Raw genomic sequence first — 20782 nt, forward strand, 5'->3', positions numbered from 1 at the left:
TATGGCTAATTTATAATTAACTTTGTGATCAAAGTTTGCTTTAAGTCAACATGTTGCACCATTTGAACACAGCATAGCGCTTTTAGTAAACACTGATAAACCATGGAATATTTGTATAAACGTCAATTTAAGGCTACGGTTTATAACAAGGTGAAAGGGCCTGACGTCTTGCTGCACAACGTTTTGTAAGATGTAAATACAACAAAAATAATAACGTAGAAATTTGTTTTTTGACTGAGCTTTGTGAGGTGCAAAGGTATGTTTAAGACTCACAGTCAAACGGCAATGGTCTCGGCGCAAGAAATGGTCAATCAAAAACTCATCATGTTGGTGGACGATGACCCGATATTTCGTAAAGTGACTAGTGCTTATTTGGAAAGTCAGGGTTTTAAGGTAGTCGAAGCTGAGAATGGCCTTGAGGCACTTCAACAACTAAGGGAATGCCACCCAGATCTTGTCTTGTGTGACTTATCTATGCCCGTGTTAGACGGGATCGAATTTGTCGAGGAAGTTAGTCTAGAGTATCCGTCGATGCCATTAATCGTCGTTTCTGGGACCGATGAGATGTCAGACGTTGCGAAAGCATTGCGTTTCGGCATCAAAGACTTTTTACCAAAACCAATCGGAAACTATGAACATTTGTCTCAAGCGATAGAAAACACGCTTGAGGATTCAGACTGTCATTTTGCGGAGCAACGCGACTTTTCAAGTCAGTGGTTCCGTGTTGATGACGGTGGGGAAATGCCAGATGAACAAGAACTTCATTGGCATTTAGAGTATTTACAACAAAACCCAAACGCAGCGCGGGACTTGCTTCATGCTCTGCTCCCTGAGAAAGACACTTCGCAGGGTGATTGGAAGTGCTCGTATCGTTTACTTCAATCTACCGATGTCATGCCTTTAGTGTTTGATTATCGGTGGTTGATGAACGGTCAATTCGCTTTCTACCTGGTGGATTCAGCTTCGTTAGAAAAAGACGGTGTCGCGACTACGCTATTAGTTCGTGCGTTATTCGATGATTACTTACGTAACTTAAAAAGCTTTAGCGCCGATCTGAAAGACATGGTTGAAATCATCGAAAAGGGCATTCAGTGCTCTGAGTGTGCGGGCGCAGTAGATGCCGTTTTTGGTATTGCGGATCTAGCCTCGGCTTCGGTTTCGATTCTACCAGCGGGGCTTGATAGTCAGTGGTCTGATGGCCATGAAAATCAACACATAGCAGCTGCAAATAAACTTGGTGATGGAAGTTTGAAAAATTTCATTACAAGAGATTTGCCTCTGAAAACGAACGGGCAACTCTCTATCGGTTGTCTTGGTTCATCGAGCTTTAGTCTTAACATCATCCGATTAAACCGTCTGATGTAACTAGCGATCACTGCAGCTAATAATCATTGTAAAAAAGCAGCTTTTTGAAGCTGCTTTTTTATTGCCTGCCGCAACCACTTGGCGAGCAAATTTTGCTCAATAGCCTTACTTTTTACTGGTGTTTAGTATTTGCTGTTTAAGGTATAGTCAGCGCTTAAAACAATAATGACCCATTTATGCAACGATAATTTAATGATGCGTAGGTGGGAGAAGTAAAGTCAACAAGTGAGAAGAAGCAACATGGCAGACAAAGATTTTAAAGAACCTTATAATATTTTTTATTTTCTAGGTTTCATTGCAGTCCTTTTGATCCCAACTTTACCTGCAACGCTAACTTGGATTCGCGTAATGAACGGTTACGCAGGTTTTTAATCGAACGATTGTCTACTGGAGTCCACTATTCGTATTAAGCGTTACTTTTTGAATATTGCTGGTGGACTCTGCATTATGCTCGGCATTGCCGGTATCGTCCTTCCTCTATTACCCACAACACCGTTTATTCTTCTCGCTAGCGCTTGCTTTATGCGTGGTAGCCCTACGTTTCATCGTTGGTTGCATGATCACAATACATTTGGCCCTATGCTGGAGAATTGGCACAAAAACCGCGCTGTCACGCGCAAGGTAAAACAACGTGGTGCGTTCTTCATCGTGCTGAGTTTCACTGTTTCTATCATTGTTACGCCCATTACTTGGGTGAAAATTGCGCTTTTAGTGATGCTAATCGTTTTACTGAGTTGGTTTATGCGTCTACCTGTGACTGAGTTGGTTGCTGACAGGGAAGAAAATCACTAAGATTGTAGAGAATAGTGTGCCCGCTCTTCGAGTGGGCGTTTGTATTTTCAGCGTCTGAGACTTCAATTCAATTGAGCTCATAGCGGTGAAAACCTATTGTTTGTTGCCCTCATATATACTGCGATAAGAACAGAGGGTGATGAGCCAATCTAAGTAAATCGGTATTATGACTACAGAAACAATTTCACTGATCAGATCTAGCATCAAAAGCATTCAAGATTACCCAAAACCAGGCATTCTTTTCCGCGACGTAACTAGCCTTCTTGAAGACGCAAAAGCGTACCAAGCAACGATTAACCTATTGGTTGAGCGTTACAAAGACATGGGCTTTACAAAAGTGGTTGGTACAGAAGCGCGTGGTTTCCTATTTGGTGCACCTCTAGCACTTGAACTCGGTGTTGGCTTTGTTCCTGTGCGTAAGCCAGGCAAATTGCCTCGCCCTACAATCGCTCAATCTTACGAGCTTGAGTACGGTGTTGATACGCTAGAAATTCATACTGATGCAATCGTAGAAGGCGATAAAGTATTGGTTGTTGACGATCTGCTAGCAACTGGCGGCACAATTGAAGCAACAACAAAACTGATCCGCCAACTTGGTGGTGAAGTAGAGCACGCTGCATTCGTTATCAACCTACCAGAAATTGGTGGTGATAAGCGCCTAGAAGGTCTAGGCCTGAACGTATATAGCATTTGCGAGTTTGAAGGACACTAATACATTCAATGAGTTATTTAGCTTTAGCGCGAAAATGGCGTCCTAACAAGTTTGATCAAGTCGTCGGGCAGAACCATGTCCTGACGGCTCTAGAAAACGCGTTAGCGCAAAATCGCTTACACCATGCGTACCTATTTAGTGGCACGCGAGGCGTTGGTAAAACGTCGATTGGCCGACTGTTTGCTAAGGGCCTGAACTGTGAAACGGGGATTACTGCTAACCCTTGTGGTGAGTGTGATACCTGTCGTGAGATTGATGAAGGTCGCTTTGTTGACCTATTAGAGATCGATGCAGCTTCTCGTACTAAAGTTGAAGACACTCGTGAACTGTTAGACAACGTTCAATACAAACCTGCTCGTGGACGTTTTAAAGTGTACCTCATCGATGAGGTACACATGCTTTCGCGTCACTCTTTCAATGCGCTGTTAAAAACGCTTGAAGAGCCGCCGGAGTATGTGAAGTTCTTGTTGGCTACGACGGATCCACAAAAACTGCCAGTGACGATTTTGTCGCGCTGTTTGCAGTTCCACCTCAAGCCAATCAGTGTTGATGATATTCATCAGCAACTTGACCATATTCTGGAAAAAGAACAAGTCTCTGCAGAAGCAAGAGCACTTGGCATGATCTCGCACGCTGCAGATGGCAGTATGCGTGATGCACTTAGCCTTACTGACCAAGCTATCGCCCTAGGTAACGGTACGATTCAAACCGATATCGTAAGCCATATGCTTGGGACGATCGATACAGACCAAGCGATTCACTTGCTAGAGTCGATCAGCAGTAAGCAACCTCAACAGGCGATGGACAAAATCCAGCAACTTGCATCAAACGGTGTCGAGTGGGATGGATTGCTACAACAATTGGCGTCGCAGCTTCACCGTGTCGCGATGTACCAAGCTCTGCCATCGACCTTGGATCAGGCGCAACCTGATGCCGAAAAAATCGAATTGTTAAGTAAAGCTCTCACACCACAAGATGTTCAGCTTTACTACCAAATTGCTTTAAAAGGTCGTGAAGATCTGACGTTATCACCAAATGGTCGGGTCGGCATGGAAATGATCGTATTGCGCATGATGGCATTCCGTCCGTCAGCAAATAATAGCGCAAACGTGATTTCTACTTCATCACAGCCTCAAGTCGCGCCGACATCAAGCGTGAGCCCATCATCGCAAGCGGCTCCGCAGTCATCGCCACAACGGCCACCGCAGCAACAAGCTCCAGTGGCTCAGGCGCCTGCACAGCACATGCAAAGCCGACCAACGCCGTCAGCGCAACATCAAGCGCCTGCTCAGTCGATGAGTCAGCCGGCGACACAATCTCCGGCTTCGATGAATGAAGCGCCGCAGTACCAACCTGAGTATCAGGGTGGCTACGATATGGCACCACAATACGATATGGCTCCGCCGATGAGTGAGAACTCTGCACCAACGCAGCAAGCTCTTCAACAAGCTCAGTCACAAGAGAGTGCGCCGGCACCAGCTCGCAGTAACTTGAGTGGCCTGCGCCACCAATTGCGTTCACAGCGTCAGGGGCAGCAACAGCAAGCACCTGGACAAAGTGGTGGTCCAAAAAAGTCTAACGCGACATCTGCACAAAAAGAATCGGTTATTGACCGTCTAGCGCAATTGCATGGCAATTCCGCGCAGGTGTCGCCTAAGTCTACTCCTCAAGCTGAAAAACAAGCTCCAGAGGATGAAGCGTACCGTTGGCGACCAACCAAACCGGTTGAAAAGAAAGCCAATACGCAATTGACACCTACGCAGCTCAAGCAAGCGCTAGAGCACGAAAAGACGCCAGAAATGGCGCAAAAACTGGTTGATGAATCGCTAGAGAAAAGCGAGTGGGCGAACCTGATTAGCAAGATGGATACGCCTAAGTTGGTTGAACAACTTGCATTAAACTCGCATTTCAACAAAGAAGGCTCGACAGTTTCGCTACAATTAAGAGGCAGTCAGGCACACTTGAACACCGACAGAGCGCAAAGTGAGCTGCACAGTGCACTGAACCATGTGTTGGGTGAAGAGTGTCATCTGAGTATTGATGTTAGCGAAAGTGGTGAGACGCCACTAGAGTTGAGAGATAGACTCTATCAAGAGAAATTACAGCAAGCGCTGAACAGTTTAGAAAACGATCCACACGTTCAGTTCATCGAACGTCGATTCGCTGCAGAGCTTGATAAAGATAGTGTACGCCCTATCTAAAAATTGAACGGAATGGGGTTGAAAACCCAAAGTGACAACCCCATTAACAGATGCAACACCTAATTAAACCAGAGAGATAAACATGTTTGGTAAAGGCGGTATGGGCAACCTAATGAAGCAAGCCCAGCAAATGCAAGATCGCATGCAAAAGCTTCAAGAAGAAATCGCGAATATGGAAGTAACTGGCGAGTCTGGTGCTGGTCTAGTTAAAGTTACAATCACTGGTAGTCACAGTGTGCGTCGTGTAGAAATCGATGAAAGTCTGATGGAAGACGACAAAGAGATGCTAGAAGATCTTATCGCTGCAGCATTCAACGATGCAGCACGTCGCGTTGAAGAAACTCAAAAAGAGAAAATGGCTTCAGTAACTGGCGGTATGCAACTACCACCAGGCATGAAAATGCCATTCTAATCTGCTGAATTCTAACTAAGCGGATTTTCAATGCGTACCAGTCATATGCTGGAACAATTGATGGAGGCCTTACGTTGTCTACCTGGGGTTGGCCCCAAGTCGGCGCAGCGTATGGCCTTTCATTTGTTACAGCGTGATAGAAAAGGCGGTCTGCAACTAGCAGACGCGCTTAGCCAAGCAATGACAGAAATTGGCCATTGCACCGAGTGTCGTACTTTCACTGAAGAAGAAGTTTGTCATATTTGTACTAACCCAAAACGCCAAGAAAATGGTCAGATTTGTGTGGTAGAAAGTCCGGCAGACATCGCAGCAGTAGAAGCAACGGGTCAATACTCGGGTCGATACTTTGTACTGATGGGGCATTTATCACCGCTGGACGGAATTGGTCCAAGTGATATTGGTCTAGATGTATTGGATTACCGTCTGCGCCGAGGAGATATCTCTGAGGTGATTCTCGCTACCAACCCAACGGTAGAAGGGGAAGCGACGGCTCATTACATCGCAGAACTTTGTAAAGAACACCAAGTGGAAGCAAGTCGCATTGCACACGGTGTACCAGTAGGTGGCGAGCTTGAGCTCGTGGACGGGACTACCTTGTCACACTCCCTTCTGGGTCGACACAAGATTTAATAAAAAAGCCGCTGAATTCAGCGGCTTTTTTGATCTTGAGGTTCGAGAATCAATTAATCGTTTGATTCTGTACCAAGCAGATTTTTGTAGATAAGTGCACCTAGAATACCACCAACGATTGGTGCTACCCAGAATAGCCAAAGCTGAGAAACCGCCCAGTCGCCAACAAATACCGCAACACCAGTACTACGTGCTGGGTTAACCGATGTGTTTGTCACAGGGATGCTGATTAGGTGAATCAGTGTCAAACATAGACCGATAGCGATAGGTGCAAAGCCTTGTGGTGCACGTTTGTCTGTCGCACCCATGATCACGATTAGGAACATCATCGTCATCACAACTTCAGTCACTAAAGCTGCAACCATTGAATATTGGCCTGGAGAATGCGCGCCGTAACCGTTCGCAGCAAAGCCAGAACCAACCACGTCAAAGCCCGCTTGACCCGTTGCGATCACGTAAAGTATGCCACCTGCAATCACACCACCAATCACTTGTGCGATGATGTAAGGCACTACGTCTTTAGTATCAAAGCGACCACCGGCCCACAAACCGATGGTTACTGCTGGGTTTAGGTGACAACCTGAGATATGGCCAATAGCAAATGCCATAGTAAGAACGGTTAGACCGAACGCAAGAGAAACGCCCAACAGGCCAATGCCCACATCAGGGAAGCCAGCCGCTAACACTGCACTACCACAACCACCAAGCACTAACCAAAAAGTACCAAAAACCTCTGCCATGTATTTATTCATATTGTTTCCTATTGCGGATTTAGATTACCCGCTGAACATAGTAGAGAATTGTCAGAAAAGTGTGAGTTGAAGCACGGAAATTAACCAAAATGCCAGATATGAGCGTTTCTGTCTCATACATGAAACGAAATGAGTAAGGAGAGGGTAGGTGGATGAGTTGAAAGGAAAACCTCGGCTATCGTTATAGATATTGATAACCGAGGCGAGAGGAAGCGTTAGCTAAAAGCAATAAATGGTGAGATACACAACAAGATGCCCGTAGCGATGATCAAGTAAAGTGAAGCGCCTTTGTATTTATGTAAGGAAGGCACTTGGTATACCAAGTAAGCTGGGATTAAACAGCCGATCAAACCGAAGATTGGGCTACATACTGACGTGAAGCTCAACACAGGTAAGTTGAGTACGATTGCTCCCCAAGCCATTAGGATGGCAAATAAGATGATGCCTTTGGTGACGAGTTCGCGATTGATTTGTTCTTCTGGCATCACTTTTTTCAATGCCAACATCGCAAGGCCTTGGCAAGAATCACGGAAGCCAAGGTAAACACCAAAGAAGGCTGTCATTACAGAAAAGATGTTCAACATCAGGCTAAGCAGTTTAAGCGTCGTGCCGTCCATGCCTTGTGCTACCATTGCAAGCGCAGATATGTTCTCGCTTGCTGCACGAACTGCTTGTTCATGAGACATCGCCAACGTGAAAGAAATCGCGTAGAAAAACACGGTCACAAATAAAATGCCAAAAGCGATATTCATAGCGCGCATCGCTTTAAAACGGGCAACTTCAATAGATTTCTCTTTCGAACGGTAAGAGATCACCATCGGACTCAAGCTTTGAATAAACAAGATAGAAGTAAGGGTGAACGGCAGCAGTTCAATCGCATCTTTTAAGCCAGCACCAGCAGTTGGTACCGTACCGACGTTAGCTAAATCCCACTTTTCTACCATCATGAAACCCAACAGTGCAACGGTGCAGAGCTTAATTAGCACTAAGCCCGTACTGACTTTAAATAAGATCTTTTCGCCACGAGATGCGATCGCTACCAAAACGCAAACCAATGCTAGACCATACAACGGGTTTTCCGACAACAGCCCCTCAGTGATACCAAAGCTGTGTAGGAAAGAGGCTGAGTCATTATTGATTGCTGTCGAGTATACGAATACCCAAATCACCAATATGATGAAGTAGAGCACGCCTAACAAAGCGCCCCATTTATTACCAAGGTAACCTGAGATAACCCCCGCATAGTCTTGACACTTCGGAGAGGTGGAAAGCGTGTTAATAAATAGGCGTTGGAACAAGTACATCGCTGGATAACCAATCACCGCGGAGGCAAGAAATACCCATATGCCAAGTACGCCCACCTTTACTGGAAGAAAAACAATACCAGCACCGATTGCCATGCCGATGCTCATGATTACCCAGCCCCAGTCAGTGCTATCAAACTTAGTTGCTGCTTTCCATTCTGTGGCTGTCATTCCGGCTTTAACGTGAGGTGGTTCTTTAGTTATTGGAAGAGTTTGTGTAGGTACAGTAACGCTCATTGTCGTTTTCTCTTTGTTAGTATGAATTTTTCTCAAATCTATTTGATAAAAAGATTAACAACAATTTTTTGTGGAAAATTCAGATAAATTTGAGTTATCGGCAAAATTACTCAATGAAATCTGAATTTAGATCGATTTTTGTGATCTGGAGTGGTTGTTTTGCTCATATATAGTTGAAAGAATAGCTTTGAAACGAAAGCGAATGCTGAATTTTACGACTAAAACTAAAAACTATATGAGGATTAACATGAAAGAATTGATCGCTTCAGAGCACGCTCCTGCCGCAATTGGCCCATATTCACACGGTACCACTTACGGGGATTTGATTTTTACTTCTGGTCAGCTCCCAGTTGATAGCGCGACAGGTAAAGTAGTAGAGGGAGGGGTTACTGCTCAAAGTCATCAATCTCTAATGAACTTAAAACATGTGCTTGAAGCTGGTAACGGCAGTTTAGATACGGTTCTAAAAACGACGTGTTACTTGGCAAACATTAGCGACTTTGCGGAATTCAACAAAGTTTATGCAGAGTTTTTCCAAAAAGATTGCCCAGCACGAAGCTGCTTTGCGGTGAAAGATCTTCCGCTAGGTGTTTTGATTGAAGTTGAAGCGATTGCTAGTAAAAAGTAATACGGAGAATAAGCATGAATCAGCAATGGAACCAATATATCCAAATCATTAAGCAAGTTGTAAAACCTGCCCTCGGATGTACAGAACCCATTGCTGCTGCATATGCGGCAGCAGTTGCAAAGCGTGAGCTTGGATGCCAAACCCCGGACATGATTGAAGTACGTGTCTCAGATAACTTATTTAAAAACTCAATGGGGGTTTACGTTCCCGGCACTGGGAAAATTGGCCTTAAGATCGCGGCGTCAGTTGGCGCATTAGCGGGAGATCCAAACGCAGAACTGGAAGTGCTCGCTAAAATTAATCAAGACGATGTGACTGCTGCCCAGCAACTTATAGATGAAGAGCGAGTCAGTGTTGCTCGCATTGATACACAAGAATTTATCTTTTGCAGTGTCACCATGAGCGCTGGAGAAGACACAGTCTCGGTGACCATCAGTGGTGGACACACTAATATTATCCAGATCACTCGCAATGGAGCGGTGACGTTCTATGCCCCTTTGCAGCAGCGAGTCGCGACAGGATCAGTATGTGAAGGGGTTGATATCTCTATTAAGCAGATTTACGACTTTGCCCTTCAAGCGCCATTTGATGACATCAAGTTCATTCTGCAAGCGGCGGAACTCAACTCATCTTTAGCGCAAGAGGGTATCGACCGAGGTTACGGTTTAGAAATTGGCCGGACATTAAAAGGCAATATCGAACAAGGTTTACTTGGCAATGATCTGATGAGCCGAATTCAAATGATGACTTCTGCCGCATCAGATGCTCGAATGGGCGGCGCTACGTTACCAGCCATGAGTAACTTCGGCAGTGGTAATCAAGGTATCGCGGCAACTATGCCAGTGGTGATTGCAGCTGAAGCTTTCCAAAGTGATGAAGAGCACTTAGCACGAGCCCTGATCATGAGTCACTTAGGCGCTATATACATCAAGTCTTACTACCCCCCACTGTCTGCTTTTTGTGGCAACACGGTAACCAGTGCTGCAGCATCCATGGCGTTGGTATACCTAGCAGGTGGTTCGTTTGAGCAATCCTGCGATGCGATTCAAAACGTTATCAGTGATAGTTCGGGCATGGTGTGCGATGGCGCAAAATCCTCTTGTGCGATGAAAGTCTGCACTTCTTCAACTACGGCAGTACGCTCATATTTGATGGCGATGGGTAACCACAGTGTGAAGAATCAAGGTATAGTAGGCGACGAAGTTGAACAAACAATAAGAAACGTAGGCTCTATGGTTAGACTTGGTATGCCGTATACTGACAAATCTATTATCGATATTATGTCGGCCTAGCCTCAAAGTTTTTGCTAAGGGAAGTAAATTGCAGCTTAAGAAACTCACCAAAAGTGATTTAGATATTTTGAATTCAATGAAGAACGTCGTCGATGGCATTGCTCGTATGTACGGTGAACATACTGAAGTCGTTCTTCACAGTCTTGATGCAGAAGCACCAGAAATCATCAAAATTGCCAATGGCCATGTTACTGAACGTGGAGAAGGCGCGCCAATTACCAACTTAGCAAGAATGAAGCTACTTGAGGGCAAGGACGTGTCAGACTCGTATCTGACCAAAACCGCGAGCGGAAAGACCTTGCACTCGATCACCACCATCGTTCGTAACCCAAAAAATAAGCCTATCGGTCTACTTTGTATTAACGTGGATATGGATGTGCCGATGCAGGACTTCTTACGTTCAATCTTACCGCAGCAGCAGAACCCTTGTTGCACGGGAGCGAGCTCGCCAGAAACGTTTGCACGCAACATCGACGAAACCATCATTAGTACGATCGAAACCGTTCAGTCAGAAGTATGGACGAATGAGGCAATCACACCTTCCAAACGCAACCGAGAGTTGGTGACACGCTTACAAGGTTTGGGGATTTTTAAATACAAAGATGCGGTATTGATGGTGGCAAACCACCTAGGTATCTCGCGTGATACGATTTACCTTTACCTAAGGGAATTGGGTAACGATTAAGTGAGCTGCTCTAGCTCGGTAATGTTGCTCAAAGCTTCCTGATTAGTTTTGCCACATACGATCGGACACGGTTTGAAATCGTGGCAAACTTTTGGGCGTTCTGGTTTTCCGAACAGCTTGCACAGGTTATCGTCATTCAGTTGAATGCAACGTTCACCTGCTGGTTTGCCGTTTGGCATGCCCGGAATAGGGGAAGAGATACTCGGTGCAATACAGCACGCCCCACAACCTAATCGACAATCCATCTAAAAGCCCTCGTAAAAATGAAGGGGGCATTATGGACATTTCTCGCCAGATTGGAAGAGGTACGCGTAAATTCCTATCCATAAGATTACTTGGCTAAATACGAACAAATCTTACTCAATGCTCCTATCACTCCAGTAAGGCCGTAAAACTTGAATTTTGCCGTTCAGAGGGGTATAAAACGCACCCAATTCAATCCCATTCAGTAATAAGTAGTAAGCGTATGAGCACTCCATTTTGGCAAAGTAAATCGTTAGAACACATGACAGAAGAAGAATGGGAATCGCTCTGTGATGGGTGTGGCAAATGTTGTCTGCACAAGCTAATGGATGAAGATACGGACGAAATCTACTACACCAACGTGGCGTGTAGTTGGCTGAACAGCAAAACATGTTCGTGTAAAGACTACCCGAACCGTTTCACTTCAGGCGAAGAGTGCACCAAGCTGACGCGTGAAGATATTGATGACTTTACATGGCTGCCACACACTTGTGCATACCGCTTGTTGGCAGAAAACCAACCACTACCAGAGTGGCACCCATTAATCACTGGCTCTAAGTCTGCAATGCACGCTGCTGGGGAAAGTGTTAGAAACAAAGTGGTGTATGAAATCGATGTGGTGGACTGGGAAGACCACATTTTGAATCACCCAAATCGCTCATAGCCGAATGTAAACAAGCCTTTCATTATGAAAGGCTTGTTTGTTTTTAAGGGATTGAAAATCGCTCAACCTTTAATAAAGCGGTTGTAGACAAACAATACAACGAAAGCACCTAACGTTGCGGTGATGATGCTGCCTATATTCACGCCGTCTGCAGCGCCAAGGCCAACAAAGCTTCCTAAGAAGCCACCAACGAAAGCGCCCACGATACCCAGTACCATAGTGGCAATCCAACCGCCGCCATCATTACCTGGCATCAACCATTTAGCTAATGCACCTGCAATCAAACCTAGAATAATCCAAGATAGAAAGCCCATGATTTCTCCTTAATCTTTAATCAATTAGCGTTCAGTTCGCTTAAATGATAGTTCATTGTGGGTAATGTGCAGATTCTTCATCAGCTAATGACCATTGCAATGTAGCCCAAAATCAACACTAAGACAGAAGTTAGGGCGTAAGGGACAGGGTAGCCAATCGCAGGCATGTCACTGTGGCTGGCATCTTGAGCCCCTTTCATTGCCGGTGTGCTATTGCGTCCGCCAGCGCAGGCTCCGGCTAAAATCGCAGGATTCATTTTGCGGAAATACAAGCCGTATAACCAAGCTAACAGAGGTGGTACGAGTGCTGCTGTCACACCCAAGAGTGCAATCTTAATCACGATGATGCCTTGGAATGACGCTAAGATTTTCGGCCCAACGGTTGCCGCCAATACCGCGACAAATAGGTTTAGACCTATGTCTTGTAAAAAGCTTCTCGCGCCTTCGCTCATCGGGCCGCCAAAGCTTGGGTTACGGGTTCGCAAAAAAGAAAAGACGATTCCCGTTAGCATGCAGCCGGCTGATGTCCCTAACGCAAATGGAATGCCAGCAACGGTGACACTCAAATGACCAAAGACATAGCCAATAAGAAGGGAGAGGGCAAGGTAGAAGGTTTCAGTGACCGTGCTCTCTACAATCGGAACGCTATTGAGTTTGGACGCGGTTTGCTCGACACACCATTGGGATCCAGCAATGCGGACAACATCGCCCACTTCGACCTTAGTTTGCGGCAATAAAGGCTGCTGGTGGCCTTGTCGAAATATCGCTTTGAAATAAACGCCAAAACCCACTTCAGCATGCAATTGTGCGACCGTTTTCCCTGCGTGTTCGGATTTGCCTACGTGGATATCAGCCACTTCGATATCGACGTTTCTTGCTCTTGGTTCATCGACTTCGTTACCGATGTCCGCTTCGCCTTCGGCAATCAGCACGTGATACTCCCCTCGAATGCCAATCACATCATTTAACTCAAGTGTTGGATTGTCAGAAGCATCAATGACTTGGTCTCCTCGAACCACTTTCAGTACCGCGGCGTCAGGGAACTTCTGATACAGCTCTTGAACTGAACGACCGACGAGCTCTTGGTGTGAAACTTTGTAGGCTCTCACATCAATCGGAAGTACGCCGACATCGGAAAAGCCAAAAGTACTTGGCAATTTTTCGTTGTCGTCTCCAGTGGAGTATTCCGCTTCGGCGTCTTTGCCCGCTTTAACGGGATCGATACCAAATAGGGAAGGAAGGTACTTAATAAATAGGATGATTAAGACGGTTGAGAGAACATAACTGATTGCGTATCCGGCGGCGATGTTGGCACTGACATGATCAATACTCATGCCTTCAGGAGGAGTAAAGGCTCCCGAGCTTATTGCAGATTGTGCAACGCCCATTACGGCGGTCACAGTATAGCTTCCGGAAATGATGCCAGCCGCATAGCCCGGTTCTAGCCCCATTAATTTTGCGCCGATCACCACAATCGCGAAGTTGCTAAAGACCACAATGAGTCCAATAACCACAAAGTCGATACCGCCCCGTGCTAACCCAGAGAAGAATTGCGGTCCGACTTTCATTCCGATGGCGTACATGAACATCATCAAAAAGATGTCTGACACCAAGCCCGGTTCTTCAATTTTTAGCCCGTAAACAGAAAAGGAGGTCAACGCGAGAGCAACACCAACGACTAAGGTTCCGGCGGTTGTACCTAAGCTAACGCCTTTAAAGGTTAATCGGCCAAGTGGATAACCAATGGCGAGAGATAAAAAGAGAAAAACGAATGGGTTTTCTGACAAGTAACTAAAGAGAAAAGACATAGTGTCACCTGTTACCTAGTGAGTGGCAGAGCGAGGTACAACGCATATTCCTCGCTCTTGCGTGTAAGGTGGGAGCGTTAACCGTGATTGAAGTTGCTCGATTCGTCTGCATCACTGCCGTTAACAATCGGATGTTTGGCAAAGAAGTCGACGCAGTGTTGCAAATCGGCAATCAAAAGATCGGCCATGTCGCGGCTAAATCCGTGGCGAACCAAAATTCGCATGATCACCAGATCTTCGCGTTCTGCTGGCATGGCGTAAGCGGCGATCTGCCAACCTCTTGATCGAATGCGATCTGAGAGATCATAGAGGTTGAAGCCCGGATTCGCGTCTTCTTTGAGTGACCAACTCAGTGCAGGTATCCCGCCGTGTCCGTCGTAGATAATCTTGAACATGCCCATCTTCTCGACCTCCTCTGCTAGATATCGAGCGGTGTCGTAACAGGCTTGGTGGATTTTGCGGTAACCCTCTCGGCCAAGGCGAAGGAAGTTGTAGTACTGAGCAACGATTTGACCACCAGGACGGGAGAAGTTGAGGGCAAAAGTTGGCATGTTCCCGCCGAGATAGTTAACGTTGAAGATCAGATCTTCATGCAACGCATCCGCATCTCGCCAAACCACCCACCCAACGCCTAGCGGCGATAGACCAAATTTATGCCCAGAAGCGTTGATTGATTTGACTCTTGGTAAACGGAAATCCCACTCTAAGTCTGGATCACAGAAAGGAGCGAGGAACGCACCACTTGCGCCATCGACATGGATTGGAATGTCTAACCCCGTTTCCGCTTGGAGCCTATCCAGTGCATCATGCACCTCTTTTACAGGCTCATATTGGCACGTAAAAGTCACACCAAGTGTTGGCACCACACCGATCGTATTTTCATCACAGCGCTTGATCACTTCCTCTGGTGTCATGATTAAGCGATCGCCTTGCATTGGTATTTCGCGTAATTCAATATCCCAATAACGAGCAAACTTATGCCAACACACTTGTACCGGACCACAGATGAGATTAGGGCGGTCAGTCGGTTTGCCTTGCCTTTTCATTTTTTCGCGCCACGCCCATTTCAGAGCCATACCGCCGAGCATCGCAGCTTCACTGGAACCCGTCGTTGAACACCCCATCGGGTTTTCCGCATCTGGCGCATGCCAAAGGTCTGCCAACATGTGAACACAGCGAGACTCGATTTCTGCGGTTTGTGGGTACTCATCTTTGTCGATCATGTTTTTGTCGATGCATTCATCCATCAGCTTGTGTACTTCTTCTTCTACCCAAGTTTGACAAAATGTAGCGAGGTTCTGGCGAGAGTTGCCGTCGAGCATTAGTTCATCGTGTACCACTTGGTAAGCATGTTCCGGCGAGTGTTCTTCATCTGGAATACGATACTTGGGCATAACAACGGAAAGATCTTTCGATGAGTACACGTCATCGAGAATAGAGCCACGGACGGTCGATTTTTTATGAAGAGGCATGTGAAATCCCTTATCTTATTGAAACAATTGCGCTTGTTATCAGTAGTGATTGGTGTTCATAAGACAGTTTTGACTGCCAATTAAACGTAGCAGAGATTTTTATAGCCGTTGATTTTGTGACTCGTTGTTTGGGCTGTCGCACAGACTTTGTGCTGAGTTAAGCGAAGAATACAGAAGAAGTGGCAGCTGCAATCCCATATTTAGATTAAGAAAATTTGGATCCGCTGTAGGAACTTTGACGCATAATTTACTAAATGCTGCTCGGTTTGCGGATTCGTGTTGTAAACTTAGAGCATCTAATTTCAAGGATTTACATTCCGGCGCTTGGTCACCCCGATCAAGATTGTCTCTTACGAGGTAAAAATGACGTTACTATCCCCCCTAAAAGTGCGTTTTACACCATTTGTGGTGTTATTTATGGCGTTTGCTTTGACCATGAGTTCTTTTGTGGTTCGAGCAACAGAAAGCACAGAAACGGTCGTAGAAGTACCAAAGGTTTCTGCCGCTGAAAAAGCGATCGATAACATCAACCAAGACATCATCGATTTGTCTGAAAGCTTGAAACAAGCCAGTGGCGATGAGCGTGATGCACTACAACTGCAACTGTTCCAAAAAAATGAAGAGCTGCGCAGCCGCCTTGCGACAGCAATCAGCAACAAGTCGATTCCTCATGAGAAGCTGATTGAGCTTGTTCAAACTCAAGAGAAGTATTCAGAAGGCGCGGTCGTTTACCTAGATGACAAAGTCAAAACGCTCAATGAAGAAATTAATACTGCAAAAGACGAAGACAAACTGTCGTTAGTAAACAGCTATCGTGAATTGCAGCAGTACTTGGACGTCAGCTACGAATCAAGCTGGCAAAACCTGAACTGGCTGAAAACACTAGGTGTGCAAGATGAAGATGCGGAAGCGACATTCAAAGACAACGTTGATAAGCGCATGCGCTTGCTGTCTGCGTCGATTGAGTACTTGAATCAGCAAAGCGAAATCATCGGCTCACAAATTTCCTCTAGCCCAGAGTCAGAAAAAGCGTCTCTGCAGCTAAGCCAACTGATCCTAAAGCAACGACTAAATATCGCGACAGAGAGCCTACGCAATCTGATCACCATTGGCGATAAAGTTGGCCTAGAAACATCGGAATACAAGCGTCAGATCTTTGAGGTGACGGGTAGCATCACGCATGATTTGCTGAACACCAAAGTAATTCTGTCTATCTTGAGCCATTGGTCGAACTCAATGGTGGATTGGTTTGCTGAAAACGCACCACAACACATCTTCCAGTTGTTTGTGTTTGCTCTGATCCTGCTGATTGCCCGCGCACTGGCGAAGCTAACGCGTAAAGTGGTTAGCAAGACGGTGGCATCGAAGAACTTGAAGCTGTCACACTTGATGCAAGACTTCTTTATCTCGATGTCGGGCAAAGCCGTGTGGATCATCGGTATCATGGTTGGTCTATCTCAAATCGGCCTTAACCTTGCTCCAATCCTGACCGGTTTCGGTATTGCTGGTGTGATCATCGGTTTCGCATTACAAGATACGCTATCAAACTTCGCTGCGGGTATGATGTTATTGATCTACCGTCCGTTCGATGTTGGTGACTTTGTTTATGCCGGTGGTGTAGACGGTAAGGTAAGCCACATGAGCTTGGTGAACACCACAATCCGTACTTTCGATAACCAAATCATCATCGTGCCAAACAGCAAGATTTGGGGTGACGTGATTAAGAACGTGACACATGAGCGCATTCGCCGTGTTGATATGGTTTTTGGTATTGGCTACTCAGATGACGTACTAAAAGCAGAAGAAGTATTGGCAGATATCGTGACGTCTCACCCTTCAGTACTTCGCTCTCCAGAGCCAATGATCAAGCTTCATACACTGAACACTTCTTCAGTTGACTTCATTGTTCGTCCTTGGGTTAAAACGGATGACTACTGGGATGTTTACTGGGATGTGACCCGAGAAGTGAAACTGCGCTTCGATCGTGAAGGCATTTCGATTCCATTCCCACAACAAGATGTGCATCTACATATGGTGGAGAAGAAGGAAGCTTAATCGTTTCTCAATCAGACAAAACTAAGGCGCTCAAATCGAGCGCCTTTTTCATATCTCACAGCTTTATCTTAGTGTTAAAGCTCATCAAAAAAGGTGATGGTTGGTTCATTCGCTAGCAAGCCATCGATTTCACCTAGTAGCTTTTGGAAATGCGTTGTTTTGCAGTGTTCGTCAAACGCGGCTTGGTCTGCAAATTGCTCTTGGAATAAGAACTGGCTTGGATCGTTTTTATCTTGGAACAGTTGGTAGCGTAGGCAGCCGGTCTCGTTTCGAGTCGGTTCTAGCATGGCTTCTAGCGCTTGCTTAAGTTGTGTAATGGTGTCTGTTTTAGCGTGAAATGCAGCAGTTAAATGAATCATAGTTGTATTTACTTCTTTGTTGTTATGAAAGGTATCTTTATGACTGATACCGTTACTAAAGGTACCGACCTTGACGCTGCAAGAACTCAATTTTGTAGCCGTCTGGGTCGGTAATGAAGAAGAAGGTTGCTAAGTGCTTTTCCTGATGGTCAAAGACTTTGATGTCACTGGTTTCAATATCCAATGAGTTAAGGCGTCGATGTGTCGCCGCAATATCCTCCACACTTACAGCAAGGTGGCCGTAACCTGTGCCATGTGTGTAAGGTTCACTTTGGTCGTGATTGTGCGTCAGTTCTAGCTCAAACCCTGTTTCTGGGTTCGCTAGGTAGGTAAGAGAAAAGCCGTCGAATACGTATTGGTCTTTGATTTCTAGCTCAAGTGCGTCTTGATAAAACTTAAGAGAACGCTCCAGATCGCTTACGCGGATCATGGTATGAATCATTTTTGTCATGAGTACTCCTTAATTGTGCGTTTAGACTAGTCAGTTTTCGCGCGCAATAGGTAGTACTCAGGTACGACAATGAAGGTTGGGGGAGGTGTGGGTGTTTTGTTTAATGCAGTTCGTTCAACGCTTGTGCCATGGTCTCTTGAGGCTGGCGTGCATACGTTAGACAAGCGCAACGCAACAAGGAGGCAAAGTTGTTTACTTCACCATTATGCTCCAACGCTTCTTGGTAAACCGTACTGATGAACTTCGGCACCGTCATCTCTTGTGCAGAAGCGATCTCTTCTAAGATCAGCCAAAAGCTGGACTCTAGTTTCACGCTCGTAGCATGGCCATCGATACGGATAGAGCGGGTGATAAATTGGTAGTTTTCCTGAGGTTGCTTAGCAAATATTTCGCACATGGTATTGATCGTATTTATAAATAACCCGCAGATATTGGAACGTTGAGCGCGGGGCGTCAACCGTTTCTATGTAAAAAAACGCCCTCTAATGAGGGCGTGAAGGTTTCAGCAAAAGATGAAAGTAAGTGCAGATTTCGGATTATTTGATTTGTTGAATCAGGTATTCACCCAGCTGTGAGTGATGCATGATTTTCGAAACCGGAAGAATAGTACCCGCTGGCCCCCATGCAAAAACGTTTACCGGAGTATGCGTGTGTGTACCTGTTCCCCAGACTGTGTTTTGTTTGGTCGCTTGCTCACGAGCTAACAAGTTGCCACGGTCGTTGTATGGGAAGAAGGCGTCAAAGTCGTTGACCGCTGGGACATTCTCTTCACTCAAATACTTGTGGCTCGCGAGGCGGTAAGGGTTAGGTTTGCTTGCTAATACGCGCGCAGCTTGCTCTGGTGTGATGAAGAAGTCGCTGCTCGCGTTGACAATCTCGGCCAACTTTTCTGGTGTCTGTGCAGTTTCATCGAGTTTCTGGAACTCACTGATCATGCCGTAGTAGCTTTGCTTTTGATTGTAGAGGCCATCGAGAATATCAAACTGGCCAAAGTTGAAGTTGGGCGCGTAATCGTGGTTCGCAAATGCTTTGCCACTGCGCTTTTCTGGTTTTGGCAAATTTGCTGATGAGTAACTGAATCCAAAAGAACCAGTTTCATGATCGGCAGTGACGATAACAAGAGTGTCTTCGCGACCTTTTGCCCATTCATAAACTGTATTTACCGCTTCATCAAACTTGATCAATTCATGCAACATGGTGCCGGCGTCGTTACTGTGACCTGCCCAGTCAATTTGACCGCCTTCCACCATCAAGAAGAAACCATCTTTATCCTTTGAAAGGACATCGAGCGCTTTCTCTGTCATTTCTTTTAACGATGGTTGGGTACGTTTCGGATCGTCTTTGCTGTGGCTGTAAGCGATGCCATCATTCATGCCTGAATAAGCGAAGAGTCCCAGTACTTTTTCACCCTTTGCTTGTTCAAGCATGTTGCGGTTAAACGCTAGGCTGTAACCTTGCTGCTGCGCTTCCGTCAGAAGGTTTCGCTCATCTTTACGTTTCGATTTTAGGTAGACATCGCCTTGAGTCAGCTGCTCAAGTTGCTTGTAAGTGTCGCCTTTGTCGTTGGTCGATTTAGGGATCCAATGACGAAGGCCGCCAGAAAGCATCACATCCACGCCGGTCTCTAGCATGTCCACAGCGATGCTGTTTTCCAACGAGCGGTGAGGTTGGTGAGAGGCAAAAGCGGCAGGTGTTGCGTGCGTCATGCGGGTATCTGAAACCAAGCCAGTTGCTTTGCCTTTAGCTTTCGCTTTCTCCAAAATCGTTTCAACGTGGTTGCCTTGGCTATCGATTCCAATCACCTCAGAAGCGGTCGGAATACCGGTCGCAAGCATGGTTGCTGAACAAGCAGAATCCACAACGATGGCATCTTCTGGGTTTGTCAAAGAGGAGCCGATTACTCCTTCTTGTGCCAGTTTGTATAGTGCGGTGGTTTTGCCTTTGTAGATAGAGTTTGGTGCATGATTGGCGTAGGTCTCTAACAAGCCAACTTGTTGAGGGCCCATGCCATCGCCAATCATCAAGATGACGTTTTTGATTTCTGCAGAGAGCGCATTGAAAGAAAGTGTGGATGCCGCTACTGCGGTTACGATTGGGGTCACTAAGTGCTTCATTGTATATTCCTTATTTATAAAAGCGCTCGAATTAAAACAAGGATTTATTGCAGAAATGCTACCGTCATAAAAGGTTCATGTGGAAGTCACTTTTATTCACTAAGTCTAGGGGGCGTTGCTCTTTCGTGGTTGAGTTTTGTTCGGGTGGGACGCCCAGCTATGTTTAACCTCTGCCTTATATAAACTCCCCAAACTGCTGCAAAAATCAGCTCGAAAGGTTAACAGACCTTAAAATAAGAAAAGCCCACAAGAAGTGGGCTTTGAGTTAAGTTTAGGAGTCGAAAGTCATGAG

General features: G+C 45.8%; 22 protein-coding genes. 12 read left to right on the plus strand and 10 right to left on the minus strand.

Going from position 1 to position 20782, the window contains the following annotated elements:
* Positions 1-258 precede the first annotated feature (258 nt).
* From QTO06_RS00385 to recR, 7 genes are all read left to right on the plus strand, one after another.
* Complete coding sequence (locus QTO06_RS00385) at positions 259-1365, plus strand: response regulator (RefSeq protein WP_331406484.1); 1107 nt, start codon at positions 259-261, stop codon at positions 1363-1365.
* Positions 1366-1605: 240 nt separating this feature from the next.
* Positions 1606-1737: a hypothetical protein gene (locus QTO06_RS00390; protein ID WP_005432936.1), complete on the plus strand. Its 132-nt coding sequence runs from the start codon at positions 1606-1608 to the stop codon at positions 1735-1737.
* 15 nt (positions 1738-1752) lie between these two features.
* Positions 1753-2157 (plus strand): YbaN family protein, encoded by a 405-nt coding sequence (locus QTO06_RS00395; RefSeq protein ID WP_331406659.1) that lies wholly within the window; start codon positions 1753-1755, stop codon positions 2155-2157.
* Positions 2158-2323: 166 nt separating this feature from the next.
* Complete coding sequence (gene apt, locus QTO06_RS00400; RefSeq protein WP_005432901.1) at positions 2324-2869, plus strand: adenine phosphoribosyltransferase; 546 nt, start codon at positions 2324-2326, stop codon at positions 2867-2869.
* An 8-nt stretch (positions 2870-2877) separates the two neighbouring features.
* Positions 2878-5070, plus strand: coding sequence for a DNA polymerase III subunit gamma/tau (gene dnaX, locus QTO06_RS00405; RefSeq protein WP_331406485.1), 2193 nt, complete (start codon positions 2878-2880; stop codon positions 5068-5070).
* A gap of 82 nt (positions 5071-5152) precedes the next feature.
* The gene (locus tag QTO06_RS00410; protein ID WP_005432961.1) at positions 5153-5482 is read left to right on the plus strand and encodes a YbaB/EbfC family nucleoid-associated protein; all 330 of its coding nucleotides are present in this window, start codon (positions 5153-5155) and stop codon (positions 5480-5482) included.
* Positions 5483-5512: 30 nt separating this feature from the next.
* The gene (gene recR / locus QTO06_RS00415) at positions 5513-6112 is read left to right on the plus strand and encodes a recombination mediator RecR (protein WP_005432989.1); all 600 of its coding nucleotides are present in this window, start codon (positions 5513-5515) and stop codon (positions 6110-6112) included.
* A 53-nt stretch (positions 6113-6165) separates the two neighbouring features.
* Here recR and aqpZ read toward each other — a convergent pair whose 3' ends face one another.
* Together aqpZ and QTO06_RS00425 are read right to left on the minus strand one after the other, a co-directional pair.
* The gene (gene aqpZ / locus QTO06_RS00420) at positions 6166-6864 is read right to left on the minus strand and encodes an aquaporin Z (protein ID WP_005432982.1); all 699 of its coding nucleotides are present in this window, start codon (positions 6862-6864) and stop codon (positions 6166-6168) included.
* A 215-nt stretch (positions 6865-7079) separates the two neighbouring features.
* Positions 7080-8339, minus strand: a complete 1260-nt coding sequence (locus tag QTO06_RS00425; protein ID WP_331406660.1) for an amino acid permease — start codon at positions 8337-8339, stop codon at positions 7080-7082.
* 313 nt (positions 8340-8652) lie between these two features.
* Between QTO06_RS00425 and QTO06_RS00430 the strand changes: the two genes are divergently transcribed.
* Genes QTO06_RS00430 through QTO06_RS00440 form a run of 3 tightly spaced genes read left to right on the plus strand, consistent with a single transcriptional unit; the run spans position 8653 to position 11010 of the window.
* Positions 8653-9033, plus strand: a complete 381-nt coding sequence (locus tag QTO06_RS00430) for a RidA family protein (protein ID WP_331406486.1) — start codon at positions 8653-8655, stop codon at positions 9031-9033.
* 14 nt (positions 9034-9047) lie between these two features.
* On the plus strand, positions 9048-10325 hold the full coding sequence (locus tag QTO06_RS00435) for an L-cysteine desulfidase family protein (protein ID WP_331406487.1): 1278 nt from the start codon (positions 9048-9050) through the stop codon (positions 10323-10325).
* Between the two features lie 28 nt (positions 10326-10353).
* Positions 10354-11010, plus strand: coding sequence for a helix-turn-helix transcriptional regulator (locus QTO06_RS00440; RefSeq protein WP_009707329.1), 657 nt, complete (start codon positions 10354-10356; stop codon positions 11008-11010).
* Here QTO06_RS00440 and QTO06_RS00445 read toward each other — a convergent pair.
* Entirely contained in the window at positions 11007-11255 is a 249-nt protein-coding gene (locus QTO06_RS00445; protein ID WP_009707328.1) for a YkgJ family cysteine cluster protein, read from the minus strand. The genes QTO06_RS00440 and QTO06_RS00445 overlap by 4 nt on opposite strands.
* Before the next feature lie 221 nt (positions 11256-11476).
* Here QTO06_RS00445 and QTO06_RS00450 point away from each other — a divergent pair, with 221 nt between their 5' ends.
* On the plus strand, positions 11477-11917 hold the full coding sequence (locus tag QTO06_RS00450; protein WP_005532658.1) for a YcgN family cysteine cluster protein: 441 nt from the start codon (positions 11477-11479) through the stop codon (positions 11915-11917).
* 62 nt (positions 11918-11979) lie between these two features.
* Here the strand turns inward: QTO06_RS00450 and QTO06_RS00455 are convergent, their stop codons facing one another.
* The 3 genes from QTO06_RS00455 to QTO06_RS00465 all read right to left on the minus strand — a co-directional run bounded on the left by QTO06_RS00455 (position 11980) and on the right by QTO06_RS00465 (position 15511).
* A complete protein-coding gene (locus QTO06_RS00455; protein WP_010643991.1) occupies positions 11980-12231 on the minus strand; it encodes a GlsB/YeaQ/YmgE family stress response membrane protein in 252 nt (83 codons plus the stop codon).
* 80 nt (positions 12232-12311) lie between these two features.
* Positions 12312-14039 carry an aspartate:alanine exchanger family transporter gene (locus QTO06_RS00460; protein WP_020195702.1) on the minus strand — a complete coding sequence of 576 codons (1728 nt, stop codon included), beginning with the start codon at positions 14037-14039 and terminating at the stop codon, positions 12312-12314.
* A 77-nt stretch (positions 14040-14116) separates the two neighbouring features.
* Positions 14117-15511: a glutamate decarboxylase gene (locus QTO06_RS00465; RefSeq protein ID WP_331406489.1), complete on the minus strand. Its 1395-nt coding sequence runs from the start codon at positions 15509-15511 to the stop codon at positions 14117-14119.
* A 363-nt stretch (positions 15512-15874) separates the two neighbouring features.
* On the opposite strand from QTO06_RS00465, the gene QTO06_RS00470 reads away from it, so the two are divergent.
* The gene (locus tag QTO06_RS00470; protein WP_005439768.1) at positions 15875-17566 is read left to right on the plus strand and encodes a mechanosensitive ion channel domain-containing protein; all 1692 of its coding nucleotides are present in this window, start codon (positions 15875-15877) and stop codon (positions 17564-17566) included.
* Between the two features lie 74 nt (positions 17567-17640).
* Here QTO06_RS00470 and QTO06_RS00475 read toward each other — a convergent pair whose 3' ends face one another.
* The 4 genes from QTO06_RS00475 to QTO06_RS00490 all read right to left on the minus strand — a co-directional run bounded on the left by QTO06_RS00475 (position 17641) and on the right by QTO06_RS00490 (position 20490).
* Entirely contained in the window at positions 17641-17925 is a 285-nt protein-coding gene (locus QTO06_RS00475; protein ID WP_331406491.1) for a putative quinol monooxygenase, read from the minus strand.
* Positions 17926-17980: 55 nt separating this feature from the next.
* Complete coding sequence (locus QTO06_RS00480) at positions 17981-18376, minus strand: VOC family protein (protein WP_045480672.1); 396 nt, start codon at positions 18374-18376, stop codon at positions 17981-17983.
* A gap of 100 nt (positions 18377-18476) precedes the next feature.
* Positions 18477-18773, minus strand: coding sequence for a ribbon-helix-helix domain-containing protein (locus QTO06_RS00485; RefSeq protein WP_005439764.1), 297 nt, complete (start codon positions 18771-18773; stop codon positions 18477-18479).
* 139 nt (positions 18774-18912) lie between these two features.
* Positions 18913-20490 carry an alkaline phosphatase gene (locus QTO06_RS00490; protein ID WP_331406492.1) on the minus strand — a complete coding sequence of 526 codons (1578 nt, stop codon included), beginning with the start codon at positions 20488-20490 and terminating at the stop codon, positions 18913-18915.
* Positions 20491-20782: the final 292 nt, after the last annotated feature.

This window comes from Vibrio sp. M260121 (assembly GCF_036533715.1).
Classification (GTDB): domain Bacteria; phylum Pseudomonadota; class Gammaproteobacteria; order Enterobacterales; family Vibrionaceae; genus Vibrio.